This is a genomic window from Micromonospora sp. IBHARD003 (assembly GCF_056106285.1).
Map to the genome: position 1 here is coordinate 2,285,515 of NZ_JBWBBX010000001.1, position 18,111 is coordinate 2,303,625.

15 protein-coding genes are annotated in these 18,111 nt (G+C 69.5%); 4 read left to right on the forward strand and 11 right to left on the reverse strand.

Annotated elements, in window-relative coordinates; translation table 11 throughout:
- Positions 1-330 precede the first annotated feature (330 nt).
- From ACTWOL_RS10150 to ACTWOL_RS10160, 3 genes are all read left to right on the forward strand, one after another.
- Complete coding sequence (locus tag ACTWOL_RS10150; protein ID WP_474296277.1) at positions 331-1,032, forward strand: winged helix-turn-helix domain-containing protein; 702 nt, start codon at positions 331-333, stop codon at positions 1,030-1,032.
- A gap of 264 nt (positions 1,033-1,296) precedes the next feature.
- Positions 1,297-2,328, forward strand: coding sequence for an NAD-dependent epimerase/dehydratase family protein (locus ACTWOL_RS10155; protein WP_474296278.1), 1,032 nt, complete (start codon positions 1,297-1,299; stop codon positions 2,326-2,328).
- A gap of 386 nt (positions 2,329-2,714) precedes the next feature.
- Positions 2,715-4,151, forward strand: coding sequence for a DUF1996 domain-containing protein (locus ACTWOL_RS10160; protein WP_474296279.1), 1,437 nt, complete (start codon positions 2,715-2,717; stop codon positions 4,149-4,151).
- Positions 4,152-4,317: 166 nt separating this feature from the next.
- Here the strand turns inward: ACTWOL_RS10160 and ACTWOL_RS10165 are convergent, their stop codons facing one another.
- From ACTWOL_RS10165 to ACTWOL_RS10215, 11 genes are all read right to left on the reverse strand, one after another.
- Complete coding sequence (locus tag ACTWOL_RS10165; RefSeq protein ID WP_474296280.1) at positions 4,318-4,839, reverse strand: hypothetical protein; 522 nt, start codon at positions 4,837-4,839, stop codon at positions 4,318-4,320.
- Between the two features lie 524 nt (positions 4,840-5,363).
- Positions 5,364-6,029 (reverse strand): class I SAM-dependent methyltransferase, encoded by a 666-nt coding sequence (locus tag ACTWOL_RS10170; RefSeq protein WP_474296281.1) that lies wholly within the window; start codon positions 6,027-6,029, stop codon positions 5,364-5,366.
- A 28-nt stretch (positions 6,030-6,057) separates the two neighbouring features.
- A complete protein-coding gene (locus tag ACTWOL_RS10175) occupies positions 6,058-7,971 on the reverse strand; it encodes a hypothetical protein (RefSeq protein WP_474296282.1) in 1,914 nt (637 codons plus the stop codon).
- Between the two features lie 52 nt (positions 7,972-8,023).
- Complete coding sequence (locus ACTWOL_RS10180; RefSeq protein ID WP_474296283.1) at positions 8,024-9,250, reverse strand: MFS transporter; 1,227 nt, start codon at positions 9,248-9,250, stop codon at positions 8,024-8,026.
- A gap of 94 nt (positions 9,251-9,344) precedes the next feature.
- On the reverse strand, positions 9,345-10,550 hold the full coding sequence (locus ACTWOL_RS10185) for an ATP-grasp domain-containing protein (RefSeq protein WP_474296284.1): 1,206 nt from the start codon (positions 10,548-10,550) through the stop codon (positions 9,345-9,347).
- Positions 10,547-11,725, reverse strand: a complete 1,179-nt coding sequence (locus ACTWOL_RS10190; RefSeq protein WP_474296285.1) for a DegT/DnrJ/EryC1/StrS family aminotransferase — start codon at positions 11,723-11,725, stop codon at positions 10,547-10,549. The genes ACTWOL_RS10185 and ACTWOL_RS10190 overlap by 4 nt, the downstream gene beginning before the upstream one ends.
- Positions 11,722-12,924 (reverse strand): arginine 2,3-aminomutase, encoded by a 1,203-nt coding sequence (gene blsG, locus ACTWOL_RS10195; protein WP_474296286.1) that lies wholly within the window; start codon positions 12,922-12,924, stop codon positions 11,722-11,724. The genes ACTWOL_RS10190 and blsG overlap by 4 nt, the downstream gene beginning before the upstream one ends.
- Before the next feature lie 89 nt (positions 12,925-13,013).
- Positions 13,014-13,883: a CGA synthase-related protein gene (gene blsF / locus ACTWOL_RS10200; protein ID WP_474296287.1), complete on the reverse strand. Its 870-nt coding sequence runs from the start codon at positions 13,881-13,883 to the stop codon at positions 13,014-13,016.
- Complete coding sequence (blsE, locus tag ACTWOL_RS10205) at positions 13,871-14,890, reverse strand: cytosylglucuronate decarboxylase (protein ID WP_474296288.1); 1,020 nt, start codon at positions 14,888-14,890, stop codon at positions 13,871-13,873. Before blsE ends, blsF begins: the two co-directional genes overlap by 13 nt.
- The gene (locus tag ACTWOL_RS10210; protein ID WP_474296289.1) at positions 14,887-16,158 is read right to left on the reverse strand and encodes a hydroxymethylcytosylglucuronate/cytosylglucuronate synthase; all 1,272 of its coding nucleotides are present in this window, start codon (positions 16,156-16,158) and stop codon (positions 14,887-14,889) included. Before ACTWOL_RS10210 ends, blsE begins: the two co-directional genes overlap by 4 nt.
- A gap of 605 nt (positions 16,159-16,763) precedes the next feature.
- A complete protein-coding gene (locus tag ACTWOL_RS10215; RefSeq protein ID WP_474296290.1) occupies positions 16,764-17,309 on the reverse strand; it encodes a hypothetical protein in 546 nt (181 codons plus the stop codon).
- 63 nt (positions 17,310-17,372) lie between these two features.
- Here ACTWOL_RS10215 and ACTWOL_RS10220 point away from each other — a divergent pair, with 63 nt between their 5' ends.
- The gene (locus tag ACTWOL_RS10220; RefSeq protein WP_474296291.1) at positions 17,373-18,092 is read left to right on the forward strand and encodes a TetR/AcrR family transcriptional regulator; all 720 of its coding nucleotides are present in this window, start codon (positions 17,373-17,375) and stop codon (positions 18,090-18,092) included.
- Positions 18,093-18,111: the final 19 nt, after the last annotated feature.

Genomic DNA, 18,111 nt, shown 5'->3' on the forward strand with positions numbered 1-18,111 from the left:
CCGGGATCACGCCACATGGCGTCCGCCCAGTGAGAGGGGCCTGCTGCCGTATCCCCGCGTCTGCTTGAATGGGGCAATGGCCAGCCTTCAGAACATCGCGACGGGTCGCAGCGACCTCGAGCCGTTCTGGCCGTCCCGTCAGCACCACGACTTCGACCGCGTGTGTTGCCGCGTGAGGAACGCGTCGGCCCTCTAAAGCCCTTTCGGACCCTCCCGAGCCGGACCTTTCCGTGCGGGACCTTCCCGAGCCGGGCCTTCGGCCGACGCGCACGACGTACGTCCCGTCATCACCGACTCGACGCCCCCTCCGCGCGAAAGAGCTGATCCCCCATGGCAACCGCCCGTTCCCTCTCCACCGCGACCGCCACGATTCCCACGGCCGCCGTGCCCACCGCGCCTTCCGTGTCCGCTGCGTCCTCCGCTCCCGCATCTGCGGTGCCGGCCGCCTCGGGAGCCCCCTCCACGCACCGTCACCGGCTCCGGGCCGTCGCCCCGGACGAGGCCGTGCACGTCACGGACTTCCTTCCGCCGGGCGCCACCTGGCTGCCCGCGCCCCCGCACACGCTGCCCAGTCTGCCCGGCCGCCCGCCGATGGTCGGGTATCTGGTGCTCGTACCGGCGGACCGGCAGCCGCCCCTGTACGGTGCCGCCGCGCCGGGACTGCCACCGGTCTCCCCGGCCCCCGCGCCGCCTGCCGCCGTATCCCCGGGGGATTCACCCGCGGGCGGGGACGGGCAGCAGGGCGCGGCGGAGGGGCCGGTGCGGATCGATTCGTCCCGGCGGACCGCAGTCGTCGGCGACCGGCCCCTCGAGCTGACCTATCTCGAGTTCGAGCTGCTGGCCCATCTGGTCGCGCATCCGCACCGGGTGCACACCCGCGACCAGTTGGTGACGACGGTGTGGGGCTACGGCCACGTGGGCGACGGCCGGACCGTCGACGTCCATGTGGCGCGGCTGCGCCGCAAGCTGGGCGCCGAGCACCGCCACACGATCCAGACCGTGCGGAGGGTCGGCTACAAGTACGCCCCGTGAGCGCCCCGTAAGAACCCCCGGGGCACAGAGCCCATGCGGCGGAACCCTCATGGGGCCTGGGTCGTCCCGGCCCGGACCGGCTCCACCGAGCCGGTCCGGGAGCCCGGTCCAGGGGTGCCGGTTCCTGCTTTCCCCCTGGTCTCCCTGATCTCCCCCGGTCTCCCTGGTCTCCCCTGGCTTCCCGGGTTTCCCTGGGAGCGGAATTGTTTCCCTGCGAGCGGAATGCCCGCGGGTTCCCGGCCCGGCGGGGGCAGAGTGGTGACCATGAGGCTTCTGGTGCTGGGCGGGACGGAGTTCGTGGGCCGGGCGGTCGTCGACGGGGCGGTTGCACGCGACTGGCAGGTCACCGTGTTCCACCGCGGTCGGCACCCGGCACCCGAGGGGGTGACCGTGCTGCACGGCGACCGTGAGGCCCCCGGCGGGCTGAAGGCCCTCGAGAAGGCCGACGGCGACTGGGACCTGGTGGTGGACACCTGGTCGTTGGCGCCCCGCGCCGTACAGGAAACGGCGCGGCTGCTCGCGGACCGCGCGGGGCGTTACGCCTATGTGTCCTCCCGCTCCGTCTACGCATGGCCGGCTCGGGCGGGCCAGAACGAGAGCGGCGCCCTGGTGGAAGGTGCCGAGGCCGGTTCAGGGCCCACGGACTACGCCAGGGACAAGCGGGGCGGTGAGCTGGCCGCCGTGGAGGCCTTCGGCGAGAAGCGCTCCCTGCTGGTGCGGGCGGGACTGATCATCGGCCCCTGGGAGAACGTGGGCCGGCTGCCCTGGTGGCTGAACCGGGTGGCCCGGGGCGGCCCGGTCCCGGCGCCGGGCCCACGGGACCTCCCCTTGCAGTACATCGACGTGCGTGATCTGGCGCAATGGGTCCTCGACGCGCCGGGCCGGATGCTGTCCGGCGCGTACGACGTGGTGAGTCCGCCGGGGCACACGACCATGGGCGAGTTGCTGGACGAGTGCGTCGCGGTCACCGGGGCGGACGCACGGCTGTGCTGGCTCGACGCGGAGACGGTCGCGGCGCGGGGGGTCGCTCCTTGGACGGAACTGCCGATCTGGATCCCGCGCGGCGAGACGTACGACGCGATGCACGGGGCGGATGTGTCCAAGGCCTCTGCGGCGGGGCTGCGTTGCCGTCCCGTCCGGGAGACCGTGGCGGACACCTGGGCCTGGCTGCGCTCCCTCGAGGGGGAACCGCCCGTGCGTGAGGTCCGCAGCCATGTGGGGCTCTCACCGGATCAGGACGCGGCGCTCCTGGCCGGCTTCCGGGGCCGTGGCCCGGACGAAACCGACCTGACCTGACCTGACCCGGCCTGATCCGATCTGCGGCGAGCCGACTCCGCTTTCTTCGGGGGAAGTTGAGGAGTACATCGCGAAGGGATGGGTAGCAGCAGCTGGCTCCCGTATGTGTCGATGAGAGTCTCTCTCGACCGGCAATCGTGGGTAATCGGGGCTTCTCATGCGATCTCCCGGGGATCGCACGGTGTCTGTCGCTCCGTCCGGGTTTGCGGACGGAGGAAGCTACGAATTGGCCATCCGGCTGAACACCGCCCCGACGGCGCCCGTATGGAACGACGCGCTACCCCTCCCGGGATTGGAGTTCCATGGGACGCACATCACGCAAACGCTCAACGCTGGCAACCCGAGCGATCGCTGCCTCGGCTGCCCTCATTCTGGGCGGAGGTGGGTTGGTAGCGGCCAATTACTACGCATCCGCAGGAGAGGGCTGGTCCGGCCAGCGTCCGCTCCAGTCCACGAACGGCTTGCAGTCGGTGTCCACCATCGACTGTCCGGACGTCGGAAACGAGATTCCCGAGGTACCCCAACAGGTACGCGGATCGGTTGACCGCCAACTCGCCACGCTGGACTCCCAGATCACTACGGCTTACCAGAGGTTCGCCGAGAACAAGGCGCGGATCCAGAGCGACCGCACCTACGGCCAGCAGCAGATCCTGACGCCGCTGAAGAACGAACGACTGGTGATCATCCAGCGGATCATCGCCCTCATCAACCAGCAGCAGGCCGCCCAGCAGCCCAAGGGGCTCGAGGGCATGGCATCGTGCACGCTGCGTGGCGACGACGACAACGCCGGCCAGAACCAGACCGGCGGCCAGGGCCAGAACGCGGGCCAGAACCAGACCGGCGGTCAAACCGGCGGCCAGAATGGTGGCCAGGGCCAGAACGGCGGTCAGGGCCAGGGCGGCGGCGGTCAGGCCGGCAACGGCCCCGCGGCCGGGGACTTCGTCGACATCAAGTCCGTCCAGCCGAACGTGCAGAACCCGCGTCAGCTCCGGAACGCCTCCCGCGGCGTCTTCACCACCGAGTGCGGCACGAACCAGAACGGCAAGTTCAACCCGGACAACGTCATCGTGGCGCCCGGTGTGAGCAACGGCGCGCACCATATGCACGACTACGTCGGCAACCAGGCCAACGACGCCTTCGCCAGCGACAACTCCCTCGCGCGCGGCCGGACCACCTGCCGTAACCAGGGCGACAAGTCGAGCTACTTCTGGCCGGTGCTGCGGGTGCAGAACGGTCAGAACGCGAACGACGCCCAGGCGGACGGCGGTGGCAAGGACAAGAACGTCGGCAAGATCCAGACGCCGGCCCAGGTCACGATGAAGTTCGTCGGCAACCCGGCCGGCAAGGTCACCGCGATGCCGAAGTTCCTGCGCATCATCACCGGTGACGCCAAGGCCTTCGTCAACGGCCCCGCCAACGCCAACGCGTCCTGGAGCTGCACGGGCTTCGAGAACCGCCAGCTGAAGGACAAGTACCCGATCTGCCCGCAGGGCAGCAAGGTGGTGCGGTCGTTCAAGTTCCAGAGCTGCTGGGACGGCCAGAACACCGACAGCGCCAACCACCGTACGCATGTGGCCTTCGCCGACAAGAACGGGCGCTGCGCGAACGGCTTCAAGGCCATTCCGCAGCTGGTGCAGCGGATCGTCTACAACGTGCCGCCGCCGGCCTTCGGCGGGAACAACCCCAGCGTGTTCGCGGTCGACTCCTTCCCGGAGAACCTGCACAAGCCGATCACCGACCACGGCGACTTCATCAACGTCTTCAACCAGAACCTGATGAACCAGGTGGTGAACTGCATCAACACCGGACGTAGCTGCCGGTAGTCATCACACCGGCAGTCATCGCAACCGGAAAGGGCCCGCCGTACCCGGCGGGCCCTTTTCGCGTTCCCGGCCTCGCGCACCATGCGGCCGTCCTGCTTCACCCTCCGCGCACCCGGGTGTCCCGTGTGCCCCGGGAAGCCCGGGGCACACGCCGCCCGCGGCGGCCTCAGTGGTGGCCGGAGTGGTCCTGCTTGCCGCCCGAGCCACTGGCGTCGCCGCCCCCGTCATGGCCGGAGTGCCCGTCGTGCGAACCGCCGCCGTTGGCCGCGCCCGAGTGTCCGTCGTGCGAGGCTCCCGTCTCCACATCGCCGCCGAGCCGGTCGCGCAGTGCCGTGATGACCTTCTCCTCGCCGCTCGCGACCCACTTGCGGCCCACGAGATAGGCGCCGCCGTAGTCGTTGGCCTCGTTGATCCACTCACGCTGGCCGCGGTCGGTGGCGAAGGTGGTCAGGACGTATTTGCCGTCCTTGGTCGCGCAGTTGGCCTGCCGCAGCTCCTTGGCGTCCGTGGAGACGTTGGGCTTGCACTCCGCCTGGGCCGCCAGCTGTTCCAGGGTCCCCGTCGCCGTCTTGGGCACGTCGGGGGCCTTCTCGTCACCCGCCCCGCAGCCCGTGAGAGCCGTGACGGCGGTCAGGGCGAGCGCGGCCAGGGCTATCGGAGTGGTGCTTCGACGTCGATCCGTACGCATCCGGCCATCCTGCCCGCTCGGCTCTCTTGTGTCATCGCCGACGCGGGGTAACGTGCGGCACGGCCCTTTTCTCCCGAAACCACGGCGAAGTGACCATTAGCGGTGCGTAAGGGTATCGCGAGGGGCGGCGCATGGTAGGGGGCTTCTGATGGATCTCCGTGGAGGAAGGAGCGGCGTCCGGTGCGTGCTCTCGGAGTGCCGGCTGAAGCCCTCGTACTGGACGTGCTTGGGCTTTCGGCCGGTGCGGCGAGTGGGGGTACCTCCCACGCCGTAAGGCCGTGGGGGCGTGCCGGACGTCGCGACGCCGCGGAGATCCGTCAGAAGCCCCCTAGGCGGGACGGGCGGTCGAACGGCACCGGATGGAGATCCGGGAGGCACCCGCGTTCCGGGTCTGCGCGGACGAGCCGCCGGCGCCCACCGCCGTGTTCGGTGCGATGGGCGCCGGTCGGTGCGTCAGGGCCGGTCGGGCAGAGAGGGAGAGCCGGCTGACGGCCCGGTGCATGTGGTGGACCGCAGGGCTTCGGTCAGTCCTTGATGAAGCACTGGATGTAGGCGTTGCCACTGGTGCCGTCGTAGGTGTACTCGGTGGTGTCGTACGCCGTGTAGGTGTGACGCTCGACGTGGATGCGGCGGAAGTGGTCCACGTACTGCCAGCGCAGTTCCGGCCTGGTGCTGAAGAAGGGGATGAAGACGCCGCCGGGGCGCAGTACGCGCACCACCTGGGGCACGGTCTTCGCCCACAGCTCTTCGTCCTTCCACACCTCCATGTCGAGCGCCGGGTCGAAGAACATCCCGTCGATGCTCTCCGTGGGAAGCTCGTGGATGCGCTGGAAGAAGTCACCGCGCTCGATGGACAGGGTGGGGGGAAGCTCCGGGTGCTTGGCCCGGAACAGCTCTTCCACTTCGTCGAAGATCTCGAGCACGGTGTGGCTGCGGGTGGCGGGGTTCTCGGCGATGCGCAGCGCGGACAGGCCGAGTCCCAGCCCGACCTCGTAGAAGTCGGTGCCGTGCTGGCACAGCAGATCCGCGCTGGCCCACATCAGGTCCCGTTCCCACTCCTGCATGGCCTGCTCGCCGCCGATACTCAGGGTGACTTCGCCATTGGTTTCGATGAGCCGGATCTCGGGCTTGGCGCTGTCGGCCTCGGTGGCGGTGTCATGGTTGGCGTGGCCGGTGCCGGTCTGGGTCATGGCTGTTCCTAACTTTCGGGGGGGCCGGTCAGTTCTGCCGGGGGACGACACCGAAGTGCCGCCGGGCGGTGGTGATCGCGAGGTCTTGTACGGCGAAGACGGTGAAGTAGTAGGCCTGGGGAGCGGTGCCGGGCGCCACATGCACGCGGAAGGACACCTCGCGGGCTTCCCGGTCCGATCCCTTGATCTTGGTGACGGCTGGTTCGACCACGGTGTCGTCGCGCAGATAGCTGGGGACGAACAGCCCCAGGCGTACGGGTCCGGGTCGGGCAGCGGTCAGGTGGGCGTGTACGTCGAGCACCTCGCCGGCGGCGACCTCGTCCGCGGCGTACGCCTGGAGTTCGGGGGCGCCGGGGACGCGGAAGACGACGTCTCCGCACCGCAGGCACACCACGCAGACGGTGTCGAGGATGTGCGGCAGGAGGCCGCGCCGGGTGAAGCTCTGGGCCGGCCGGCCGCAGTGGCAGACGACCTCTTCGACGTGTTCGTCCAGCCGGCTGCGGTCGCCGAAGTAGGCGGGGTAGTTCATCAGCTCGGTCTCCGGGGAGGCGGCGACCTGCTGGGCGATGACGTGGTCGAGGGATTGCAGATCGGCGGTGAGAGACGCGCGGATCTCCCGTTCCGACTTGCTGGCCAGGCTGGTCGGCCGGGCCACCCACTGATCGGTTTTGCGGGCCAGCTTCTCCAGCCTCGGCCGCAGCGGGTCCTGGGGCGGCAGCAGTTCGCCGGTGAGCAGAGCGGTGAGCCGGGCGCCGGTGGTGAGCACCAGATCGTCGGGCCGGTGGTCGGAGGGCTGGGGGGTGGGCAGGTCCGCGCTCCGGGCGGAAGGCAGGCCGAACCTCATGAAGGCCGGGTAGGGGTGCGAGCCGGCCAGGCTGGCGTTGAGGACGTCGACCGCGTCCGCGCCGGTGGCCGCGGCGTGCATCCAGGCCATGTTCTCCGGGCGGTCCGAGTCGTGCACCGAGACGGCCGAGACCACGGTGCGCGCGGGGCTGTCCAGGGCACTGAGCAGGAGTTGGTACCGGGGGTCGTAGAGCGCCAGATCGGACAGGGGCCCGCTGTTGCAGGCGCTGAGGACGACCTCCGCGGCCCGCACCTGGTTGAGCGGCACCAGTTTGTCCTCGGGCTTGTAGCAGGGCAGTCCGTAGGCGCAGCGGGGGCCGAGCGCGCCGGGGTCGCGCGGCGCCGTCGAGTTCAGACCGCAGATGGTGAACTCGCCGAGGTTGATGCTGTCGTCCTTGCCGTGTCCCTGGAAGACGACGGAACGCCAGCGATGTTCGAGGACGGCGGCCTGGATGTCGGTCCGCTCGAAGTCGCGGTCGTCGTAGGTGTGGACGCCGGCCACGGACGCCGGCCGGTCGGTGTCGGTGAACAGACCGGTTCGGGTCAGGGCGCCGTCGGTCCGGGCGTATTGCTTGGCGATGTTCCACAGCAGCGAACGCCAGTCCCGGCCGCTGAGGAAGGACAGGCCGACGTCCGGCGCGCGGTAGCTGCGGTTGAGCAGGGCGCGGAGCGGGTCCATCCGCAGGTGGGAGTAGGTGCCCACGACCAGGAGCGTGCCGCGCGTCTCGTCGCCGAAGCGGTCCAGGTCGGCAGGAGACAGCCAGTTCCGGGCCAGAGGGCGGACGAGGTCGACGAGCCCGTCGGGCAGGTCGGCGGGTTCGTCCAGCAGGACGGCGTGGTCGACCGGGTCCGGGAGCAGGGTCCCGTCGTAGAGCTGCCGGGCCAGATCCATCGACGCGGTCAGGTCGGGGCGTCCGGTGGCCACCAGGGGGATGCGCTGCCTGGCGGGGTCCTGCAGGAACACCTTTACGGCTTGGGGCAGTTCGGCTTGTTCCACGGGCTGGAACACGGACACGTGGTGCGTGTCTGCCGTGCTGTCGTTCGGGGCGGAGGCAGCAAGGTGTCCGGTCCCGCCGAACTGCTGTGAGGTCACTTCCATTTTCCTGATTCCCTGAACGGCGCCGCTCCGGCAGTGCCGGGTGCGGGGCCGTTCAGATGGCGTGAGCGTTGGGGGAGGTCGACCGGGCGAACCGTCCGCGGAATGCGAAGGCCGCGGCCATCGCGGCCAGGCACAGGCCCGCCGCGACCGGGAAGACCGCACGGGCTCCCAGTGGATCGACGAGGAGGCCGGCCGTCTGCTGGCCCACTGCGTCGCCGGTCACGGTGGCCAGCGAGACCCAGGTGAATGTCTCGGCCTGCTGCTGCGGGTCGGCCAGCCGGCTGACCAGCGTCATCTCGCATGCGGACACCAGGGCGATCGGGGCGCCGCCCACCGCCAGGGCCAGCCCGAGGGTCAGCTCGGACGTGGCCGCCACCGGCAGTGCGGCTCCGACGGCATACATCAGCAGCAGCCGGGGGAAGCGCTCGTGCGCCGGTCGTGTGGACTGTATACGGCCCAGTGCCAGCGCCCCGACCGCGCTGCCGACGCCCCAGCAGGCGTAGACCACACCCGTGGCACCGGGCGAGCCGAAGTCGCCCACCAGTGCGGGTATGGCCAGCGTCATCAGGCCGATGGGCACGGAGGCCACGCCGACCACGATCACCACAGCCCGTATGTCCCGGTCCGCAAGCGGTCCCCACGCCCGGCGGGGAGCCTGTGGTGACGCCGGGGAGGCTTCGTCGGAGCCGGCGCGGGGGAACGGCGTGAAGGCCAGCCCGATCGCGCCCGCACCGCCCACGGCGGCCACGACGGTGAGGGCCTCCGCGGCCGACCCGGCGATCATGACACCGGCGAAGATCAGCGGTGCGCCGATGACGAGCAGCTCGGTGAGGGTCGCCTCCCAGAGGTAGGCGGTGTCCCGCTCTTCGTCGGTGAGCGGTAGGCGGGCCCACAACGTACGCATGAACGCGTTGGCCGGAGGCAGGGCGATTCCGGCGAGGACGGCCAGTGCGAGTTGGGCCGGGCTCGCAGGGCCCGGCCCCCACACGAGGGCGATGAGTGCCGCCGGATACGCCAGCCCCGTCAAGAGCAGGACGGTTCTCGGGCCTGCCCGGTCCATTCGCCGGGCGATGAGCGGGCTGCCCAGCGCCATGCCCACCGTGTACACGGCCGAGACCAGCCCGGCTTCCGGATAGCCGCCGCCTTGCTCGCGAACCACCAGGATGAGGGCGAGCGACACGAGATAGACGGGCAGACGGGACACCACGCTCCAGATCACCGGCCGGGCGACCTTGGGGCGGGTGAAAAGCCGGAAGAACTGCCGGACTGTCCCGATCATCGTGGCTGGACTTCTTTCGTTCTCGGGAATCTGATCCCAGGGAGCTGACGGGGCTTGCGGTGGCGCGGCGGCCGGGTTCGGGCCGGCGGCCCGCCTACTCGATGTCTATGGAGAACCGGTCGAGCACGTACTGCATGCGCTTTTCGACCTCGGCGGCGGTGGTGCCGGCGACATGGATGTGTCCGCAGGCGTTGTGCGAGGCGCGGCGCGCATGGACCTGGTCGCCCGGCGCCACACGCAGCTCGGCCTCGATGACGCCGGGCAGATCCAGCAGTTCCTGCCGCGAGGTGACGGCCCGGACGGTTCCGGAACGCTGCATCGGCAGCAGCAGGTCGCCCACGCACTGGCGCGCGGTGTAGTCCAGGGCCGGGCGGCGCCCCTGGTAGGCGTCCAGCGTGGCGCCGAACACGTCGAAGCCGTAGGCGTGCCCGTGATTGGCGGTGATCTCGCAGCCGGCCATCCGGACCCCGGCCTCGCCTGCGTACACCTCCCCGTCCTCCTCGAAGAACTCCAGGTGCACATAGCCGTGGTCGATCCCCATGCCGTGGACGATGCGCCGCACCAGGCCGTGGACGTCCGAGCCGGGACCCGGCCCGGCGCCGACGCTGATGTTGGCGTTCATGGCGCCGGCCACGATGTCGAGCGGCCGGCTGGGCATGGCGCTGGGCCAGACGTCCAGGACCTCACCGTCGAAGACCAGAGCACACGCCTCCCACTCGGTGCCCCCGACGTACGCCTCCACGAGCCAGCGACGGGCCGTCAGATCGATCTGCCGCAGGTCGTCGGGGCCGTTGAGCAGGTAGGTGTCGATGCACGCGAAGGAATCCACGGGTTTCAGCACCACGGGCCAGCCGTGGACGCCGGCGAAGTCGAGCGCCTCGGTGGCGTGGGTGATGCGCTGATAGGCGGCGGTGTGCAGACCGAGCTGACGGAACTTGTCCTTCATGGCGGCCTTGTCACGCACCCACTCGACCTGTTCGGCGCTCAGGTGAGGGAGGCCGACCAGGGCGGCGAACCGCTGCGCGATGTGCTGGCGCGGCTCGGAGGGGTTGCAGAACCGGGTCGGCTGCAGCGGCTGGTCCGCGATCCAGTCCAGGTAGCGTTCCGCCTCAGCTTCGAGCGGTACGTCAGCGCGCACCCAGAACGCCGGGAGGTGAGCGGTCTCCCGCAGGTACGGTTCCGACAGGTCGCCGCGGACCGCCTCGAACCGCAGCAGCACGAGCTCATGGCCGCGCTCGCGGGCCGCGTAGCGGGTGAAGCTGCACGAGCGGTCGTCGGCCATGAGCAGGGCATCGCTCACAGTTCCTCCAGCGTCTGCCGCAGGGCCTTCGCCGCGAGTATCTGTTCGCTCTCGGACAGTTCGGGCGACAGGGGTACGCACAGGGTGCGGTCCAGCAGCGACCTCGTGCGGGCGAACCCGTCACGGCTGAGGGCGCGGGGAACGCCGTCGGCGAGATTCCAGGGAAAGCCGTCGGCGTAGAGGGAGCGGCGGCCCTTGAGCACCGGGTGTTCCGGCAGCAGGTACTTGTTGAGGGTCCAGTTGGCGATGCCGCGACGGGTGAGGAGATCGACCGCCGCATCCCGTAGCGCGGGGCTTTCCAGGCGAAGCCTGAGGCTCGTCTTGACATCGCCCGCGGTCCTGGGCAGGAGCGTGATGTCGGGGCGTTCGGGCAACTCCGCGACGGCGATGCGGTAGTGCCGCGCCAGTCCGTCCACGATCTCGCCGAGGTGGCGGAACTGCTGGAGCTGGATGGCGGCCACTTCCTCGCTGGTGACGAAGTTCTCGCCGTAGTAGGCGTCGTCGTTCCAGGTGGGGTAGCGGCCCTGCTGCCGGGCCGAACCGTGGTCGTGGTAGCAGCGCATCACCTCCCACACCGCCCGGTCGCCGGTCACCAGCAGACCGCCTTCGCCGGAGGTGAGGACCTTGTTGTGGTGGAAGCTGAAGGTTCCGGCGTACCCGACCGTGCCGACCTGGCGTCCGTCGGGGAAGGTGGCGCCGAGTGACTGCGCGGCGTCTTCGATCACATAGGGCACGCCGGCGGGCAGCGGTGCCACCGCGCCTTCCATATGGGCGACGATCACCCGTTGGGCGTCCGGGGGCAGGAGCGAGGCGTCGAGGGAGAAGGAGTCGTCCACATCGACGGGTACCGGTATCAGGCCGGTCGCCAGAACGGCCCCGGCCACGGCGACGAAGGTGACGGCCGGGATGTAGACGACGTCCCCGGCGCGGGGCCGGGTGCTGACCAGCGCGAGCCGCAGGGCCTCGGTGCAGTTGTGGAGGGCCAGCACATGGTCGATGCCGAGTTCTTCCGATACCCGGCGCTCCAGTTGGCTCGCCATGCTTTCGGACTCGGTCTGGTACCGGAACAGCACTTTCTGCTCGACGGCCGCGCGCAGTTCGCTCATGTCGGACCAGTCGAGGTAGTTCGCACCGTAGGGAAGGAAACGATGGCCGAGCCGCTTGTCCATGGTCATTTCCGGCCACGTCCCTTCTCCGCTGCGTCCGCGTTGCGCTCCAGGTCCGCTTCCGTCACGGGGTAGGCCGCACCGTCGACGACCATTTCCTCGCCCTTGTAGTTGCGCAGCACCAGCCCTTCCGGGGTGACGCGGTGATAAGGCTGCGCGATGGGAATCTTCCCCAGCCGGGTGGTGAGGACGTACTGCGGAACTCCGAAGCCGGTGATGTGGCCCTGGAGGCCTTCCATGATCTCCCAGCCCTTTTCCACGGACGTCATGAATTGAGAGACACCCGTCACGTTGTCGCAGTGATACAGGTAGTAGGGGCGTACGCGGATACGCAGGAGCTTCGTCATAAGGGAGCGCATGGTCGCGACGTCGTCGTTCACGCCGCGCAGCAGCACCGTCTGGTTTCCCACGGGAATTCCGTGCCTCAGCAGCCGGTCGACGGCCCGTTCCGCCTCCGGGGTGATCTCCTTGGGGTGGTTGAAGTGGGTGTTGAGCCAGACGGGATGGTGCCGGGAGAGCATCTCGCACAACTCGTCGGTGATGCGTTGCGGCAGCAGCACCGGAAAGCGCGAACCGATCCGGATGATCTCGACGCTGGGAATGGCCCGCAGGCCACTGATGATCTCCTCCAGCTTGTCGTCCCGGTACGACAGCGGATCCCCGCCGGTCAGCAGGACATCGCGGATCTCGGGGTGGTCGGCTATGTACCGCAGGTCGTCATCGAGGTCCTCGCCTTCGTTCTTCTCGAAGTACGTGCCGTCGACCTCGGTGGTGTGGAACTTGCGTGTGCAGTGCCGGCAATAGACCGGGCACGCCTCCGTCACGAGCAGGATGGCCCGGTCCGGGTATTTGTGCACCACCCGGTTGGTCTTTCGGTAGAACATGTCGCCCACCGGGTCGATGTCCGCACCGGTGTACTCCATCAACTCGTTCAGAGCGGGCACCGCTTGCTGCCGGACCGGGCAGAGGGGGTCGTCCGGGTCCATCAGCGACGCGTAATAGGGGGTGATGGACCACCGGTATTTCCCCGCGGTCTCCGCCATGGCCTTCTCTTCGTCGGCGGTGACATTGATCCACTGCCGGGCTTTCCCGGCCGTGTTGATGCGCTTGCGCATGTGCCAGCGCCAGTCGTCCCACTGTTCGTCGGGAATGGTGTCCCGTGTGGTGGGCGGTGCGGTTGTATCAGCCTGCTTGCTCGGATAAGGCATGGGGCTTCTCCCATCCAGGGGAACACAAGGTCGTGCGGCCGGCCCGGCGCAATTGCTCGGGTGACCGGCGGCTCAGCGGATTCGCCACGTCATATCGAGGGCGGCACCATGGCGAGTTGACGTAGTTTCCGGGCGATCCGCTGGGCGCCGCGCAGGTCTTCGTCGGTGGTGTCGCCCGTGGTCCGGGCTCCCGAGCCCGAGTCCGGCGACGCTTGCAGACGCTCGGCCAGGTCGCGCTGGGCCGGACCGAGCGGGGGCAGCAGTTCGAGGGGAGCCTTGCGGGCCCGGGCCAGTGCCACGGCGGACCAGGTGGGCGAAGCGTGGCAGGTTTCGGCGCCGGCGTGCAGGGCGTCCACGTCCACGTCCACGGCGCTGTGCAGGCGCAGTCCGGACACGCCGGAGAGTGCGTTCCGCACGGTGGGCAGCCCGGTGTCGCACACCAGGTCGCAGCCGCCGGGGCCGGCGGCGGCCTGGGTGACCAGCGAGCGCAGTACGTCGTCCGTGTAGGCGGCGAGGTCCTCGGCGCGGGCGTCGGCAGCGGACACCAGGACCAGGCATCCCGCACGGGAGCGTGCGCGGGCCGTCCGGGCCGGGGCGAGCACCCCGCAGCGGCCCGGGCCGCCGGGGGTGTCCGTGGGCACGGACAGCCCGGCGAGCCCCTGGATCTGCTGGACCGTGGCCGCGATGGCGGGCACCGGCACGGTGCGGTGACCGCAGTGCAGATACACCACGGGGACACCTTGCGCGGTGAGTTCCTCCGCCGCTTCCGGGGCGTCGCACACCAGGGCGACCTGCGGGAGCGCTCCTTGCCAGGGCCTGTCGCTCGGGTCCATCGGGTGGGGGCGGTAGGCCACGTCCGCCTCGGTGAGGTGGGCGGCGACGCGGCGGCGGGCGGTCAGTGCGTCGAGTCTCCCGGGATCGTCGACCAGCAGCACCCGCAATGGATTCAGTACTGCCACGGTCGTACAGCCCCCAGGCGAGCGATGTCGTCGCTGTACCCCGCGGCCGTCGTGGAGCAGCCGTTGCAGGTGCGTGGCCCCACCGCGCGGAAGTGGTCGACGTGTTTGCGGAAGGTGGGCGTGTCCAGCGCGATGACGCCGCTCTCGCGCAGCGGCGCACCACCGAGATCGCCGTCCTCCCGGTGAGGCAGGCAACTGCACCCGTACGTACGCTCGTTCTTGGCGTCGATGTAGAAGACGTCATCCACGACATGACACACGGGGCCGTTCGGGCGGGGCGTGATGGAGTCCGAGAAGAACAGTTCCTGCTCCTCCGGCGTGTCTCCGTAGAACCGCTTGCCGAGAGGGACCAGCACCGTGTCGGGATCGGCCTCGTAGATCGGGTCGCAGACCGTTCGCACATGATCCGGGTCGGGGTACTTGATGCCGCGGTCCAGTTTGATGGGAGACAGCTCCCACTGGCGGACTCCGGCATCGGTGAGGACCCGCTGGAGTTCGGGCATCTGCGCGTAGTTGTGCGGGCCCACGACCGTGTTCACCCGGGGCAGTACGCCCAGTTCCGCGGCCTGGAGCAGGCCCCGCAGCCCGTTGTCGAACATGCCGGGCGAGCGGCGGTAGACGTCATGGGTGTCGGCGGAGGAGCCGTCGAGGCTCACGATGACCTGCGCGAGCCCGGCCTCGGCGAGCCGCTCGATCTGCCGCGGGAGCATCATGCCGTTGGTGATGACCGACATCCGCATTCCGGCATCGGTACCCGCGCGCACCAGGGTGGCGAGATCCGGGTGCATCAGGGGCTCCCCGCCGGTGAAGCGCACATAGCCCACTCCGGCCTCGGTGGCTGCGGGCAGCAGCGCGGCGAAATCCTCGGTGGAGAAGCGGTAGGTGTCCCGCGACAGGGCGAACTCGCACATGAAGCAGTCCGCGTTGCAGGCCTCGAGGATCCGGACGAACAAGTACCGTTGCCGGCCATTGCCCGACGTCACCGCGACGTCGTCGCGTTCGGTCATGGTGTGCTTTCCCCGATCAGTCGGCCCGGGTGAGAAGTCTGCGAAGTTCCGGCCGGCTCCCCGCCCGCGAGGAGGGCGAGCAGATGGTCCGCCACCTGCTCGGCACCGGACCGGCCGAGGGCGGTGGTGAGACCGGCCCAGTCGGCGCCGTCCGCCTCCCGTCGCAGTGCGGCGAGCACCCCGTCGCGTACGGCGCTGCGTACGCCGGCGTCCCCGGCCGCGGCGGCGATGCCGGCGTAGATCACGCGCAGTGCCTCCTCTTCGGAGACCGTGCGCTCTCCGAGGGCGGCCTCTTCGGAGAAGACCTGCTCGGGCCAGCGGATCCGGGTATCGGCGCCGGTTGCCCGGCTGTGGAACCGGCCGTTGAAGATCTGGCTGAGGTTCTGCGGCGGCAGACACACCACTGGGGTGGCCAGCGCACCCGCTTCCAGCAGCGTGGTCAACCCGGGTGAGGTCAGCAGCACGTCGGCAGCGGCGAGTCGTTCCAGGAACTCACCATGGCCCAGGGGTCCGCAGCTGATGGTTTCCATCTGCGCGTACTCGGGTGCTATTTGAGCGAGAAATCCCGGCGGGATATTTCCCGCGACGTGCACCTCCCGTATTCCATGGGTGACGAGTGCATCGAGTACAGGACCTAATACGGCGCGTGGATAATTCGTCCAGTCGACCAAAGTGGGCGACCGCAGACCACCGAAGTTGACCAGGGCTCGCCGTGGAGAACTCGGTCTCGTCGCTTTGCCGGAGGAAGGCGCGGGGCGAGTCGCGATACCCGGCGCCACAACAGCCTCCACCCATTGAAGGTTCTTCACGCCCGTGAGAATGTCGCGGTTGGCGTCGGGGAGTTGTATGTGCCGCTGGGCACAGTAGACCGAGGCGTGGAAGGGCAGGGACTCGCGGTCCCCTTCGGTCCACAGGAACGGCAGGCTGTCCACGAACACGGTCGGGATCCCGGCGTCCTCCAGCGCGTCGGCCATCTGCCCTTCGAGCACCACCAGGGCCGCTGCCGCACCGTCTTTCCTGGCCAGCTCGGCGGCTGCCGCCGGATCATCCCCGGCGTCGTACCACCGGTCCACGCCCGATTCGGCAAGCAGGGGCCTGCCCAGCTTGGAACTCAGTCCGACAAAGCGCAGCGGGCGGGGCGAACGTGCGCGCAGCGCCGTAATGACCGCGCCGAGTTTTCCGCTGCTGCCCCATCCGAAATCGGCGCCGGCGATGGCGATCGTGATCGGGACCGGTAAGTTCGGGACCGGTAAGTCTGGAACATCCACCGAGTCGGATGAAGTCACTGCTACCACATCAGCTCCTCAAGCCAGAGAAATTGCCAGGCGCCCCAGCCATGATTGATCAGCACCGCGGTGAAGGCAAGTGCGTGAGTCATGCATTTCAACTATTGGCCAAAGAAACAGATTTCAGCCATCGAGGAGACGGGGGTAATTTCGGCCACCGGGCGAACAGCGGAATTTCAGCCATGGGACGGCCGGAGTGCGAGCGTTTTCAGGTGACGAGATGACGGTGGTGACCGAAGAAAGCAATGCTTATGCCCACCCCGGCCGACCACAAAACCCGGTCGGCCGGGGCAGCCCGGCACCGCGGACTGCCTTCAGCGTCTACGAGTTGAGCGGCTCGGCCGCGGCGCCGCCGAACTCACCGCGCTCACCGGCCACCTCACCGCCCACGGCCTGGTCCGGTGAGGAGTTCGCCTCGCTCACGGTGTTCGGCGGGGCACGGAGCCGGCTCCCCTAAGGGATCTCCGCGACCGAACTGCCGGCTCTGCGGCGCCGCAGGGAACGCGGATCGAGCTCAGCGGCCGGCTCCGGGACGGTGGACGACAGCGGCCCGCACCGAGCCGGGAAGGCGCGTCGGGAAAACCGCGTCAGGGAAGCAGCAGCCAGTCCGCCGCGAGTGCCGCCACCAGGCCGGTGCCGAGCATCCAGGTACCGAGCCGGGTGCGGCCGTGGCGGCTCAGTTCGATGACGACTCCGCAAAGAATCATGGCCATTCCGTACACGCCGACCACCAGCACGGACGTCCGGCTGGCCAGCCGGATCGCGAGCACGGCGGCCAGGGTCACGAGCAGCACGGAGGCCATGGCGATCCGCACCAGCCGGGCCTGGCGGGGAGTCATACCCGTTCGCGGGGAATCCCCGTCCGGTTCCTCGCCCGGCTCCGCGTCCGGTTCGCCGTCCGGTTCGCCGTCCGGTTCCTCGCCCGATTCGCCGTCCCGTTCCTCGTCGAGCGCGGCCGCCTGCGCCGGCGCCGTATCGGGCCCTGCCGGCTCGGTCTCCCCTTCCGGCTCCGGCTCCGCTGCCGGTTCCGGCTTCGTTGCCGGCCTCGGCTGTGCGGCCGGTTGCGGCGGCACCCCAAGTCCCCGTGCCGGCGCCGACTCCGGTACCGGAGTCTCCTGGTCAGATGCGGTCATATCCCCGGAGGGTACCCGCAGCGCAGCGGCCGCTGTTCGACAACCGCCCGTTACCCTGTTCGTATGACGACCGGGGTTCGCCGCAGGATGGGCGTCGAAGAACGCAGACAGCAGCTGATCGCGGTGGCGCTGGAGCTGTTCGGCCACCGCTCGCCCGACGAGGTGTCCATCGACGAGATCGCCGCCGCCGCGGGAATCTCGCGCCCGCTCGTCTACCACTACTTCCCCGGCAAACAGAGCCTGTACGAGGCCGCGCTGCGCCGTGCGGCCGACGATCTGGCCGCCCGTTTCGTGGAGCGGCGCGAAGGGCCGCTCGGCGCACGGCTGCTGCGGGTCATGCGCCGGTTCTTCGACTTCGTGGACGAACACGGCCCCGGTTTCTCGGCACTGATGCGAGGCGGCCCCGCGGTCGGCTCCACCAGGACCAACGCGATGATCGACGAGGTGCGTCAGGCGGCGTACGGCCATCTCATGGACCATCTCGGCGTCACGGACCCGCCGCCCCGGCTGCGCCTGGTCGTCCGGTCCTGGGTCTCGCTCGCCGAGTCCACCGCGCTGATCTGGCTCGACGGGCGGGAGATTCCGCGTGCGGAGCTCGAACGGCAGCTGGTGCACGACTTCGTGGCCCTGACGGCCGTACCGGCCGCGTACGACCCGGTTATGGCCGACGTTCTGTGGCGCATCCTCGGCGACGAACCGGCCGACGGGCCCCTGGGAGAGCTCGTCGGCCGGATGGCGGCACTCGTACCGCAGGCGGTGCGTCTGCCGGAGCAGCGCGCCTGAGCCGGCCCCGGACAGGACC

What these genes read in the sequence shown, in the direction of transcription:
- ACTWOL_RS10150 (WP_474296277.1), top strand. Translation starts at nt 331, where the DNA reads ATGGCAACCGCCCGTTCCCTCTCCACCGCGACCGCCACGATTCCCACG.
- ACTWOL_RS10155 (WP_474296278.1), top strand. Translation starts at nt 1,297, where the DNA reads ATGAGGCTTCTGGTGCTGGGCGGGACGGAGTTCGTGGGCCGGGCGGTC.
- ACTWOL_RS10165 (WP_474296280.1), bottom strand. Translation starts at nt 4,839, where the DNA reads ATGCGTACGGATCGACGTCGAAGCACCACTCCGATAGCCCTGGCCGCG.
- ACTWOL_RS10170 (WP_474296281.1), bottom strand. Translation starts at nt 6,029, where the DNA reads ATGACCCAGACCGGCACCGGCCACGCCAACCATGACACCGCCACCGAG.
- ACTWOL_RS10175 (WP_474296282.1), bottom strand. Translation starts at nt 7,971, where the DNA reads ATGGAAGTGACCTCACAGCAGTTCGGCGGGACCGGACACCTTGCTGCC.
- ACTWOL_RS10180 (WP_474296283.1), bottom strand. Translation starts at nt 9,250, where the DNA reads ATGATCGGGACAGTCCGGCAGTTCTTCCGGCTTTTCACCCGCCCCAAG.
- ACTWOL_RS10190 (WP_474296285.1), bottom strand. Translation starts at nt 11,725, where the DNA reads ATGACCATGGACAAGCGGCTCGGCCATCGTTTCCTTCCCTACGGTGCG.
- blsG (WP_474296286.1), bottom strand. Translation starts at nt 12,924, where the DNA reads ATGCCTTATCCGAGCAAGCAGGCTGATACAACCGCACCGCCCACCACA.
- blsE (WP_474296288.1), bottom strand. Translation starts at nt 14,890, where the DNA reads ATGACCGAACGCGACGACGTCGCGGTGACGTCGGGCAATGGCCGGCAA.
- ACTWOL_RS10215 (WP_474296290.1), bottom strand. Translation starts at nt 17,309, where the DNA reads ATGACCGCATCTGACCAGGAGACTCCGGTACCGGAGTCGGCGCCGGCA.
- ACTWOL_RS10220 (WP_474296291.1), top strand. Translation starts at nt 17,373, where the DNA reads ATGACGACCGGGGTTCGCCGCAGGATGGGCGTCGAAGAACGCAGACAG.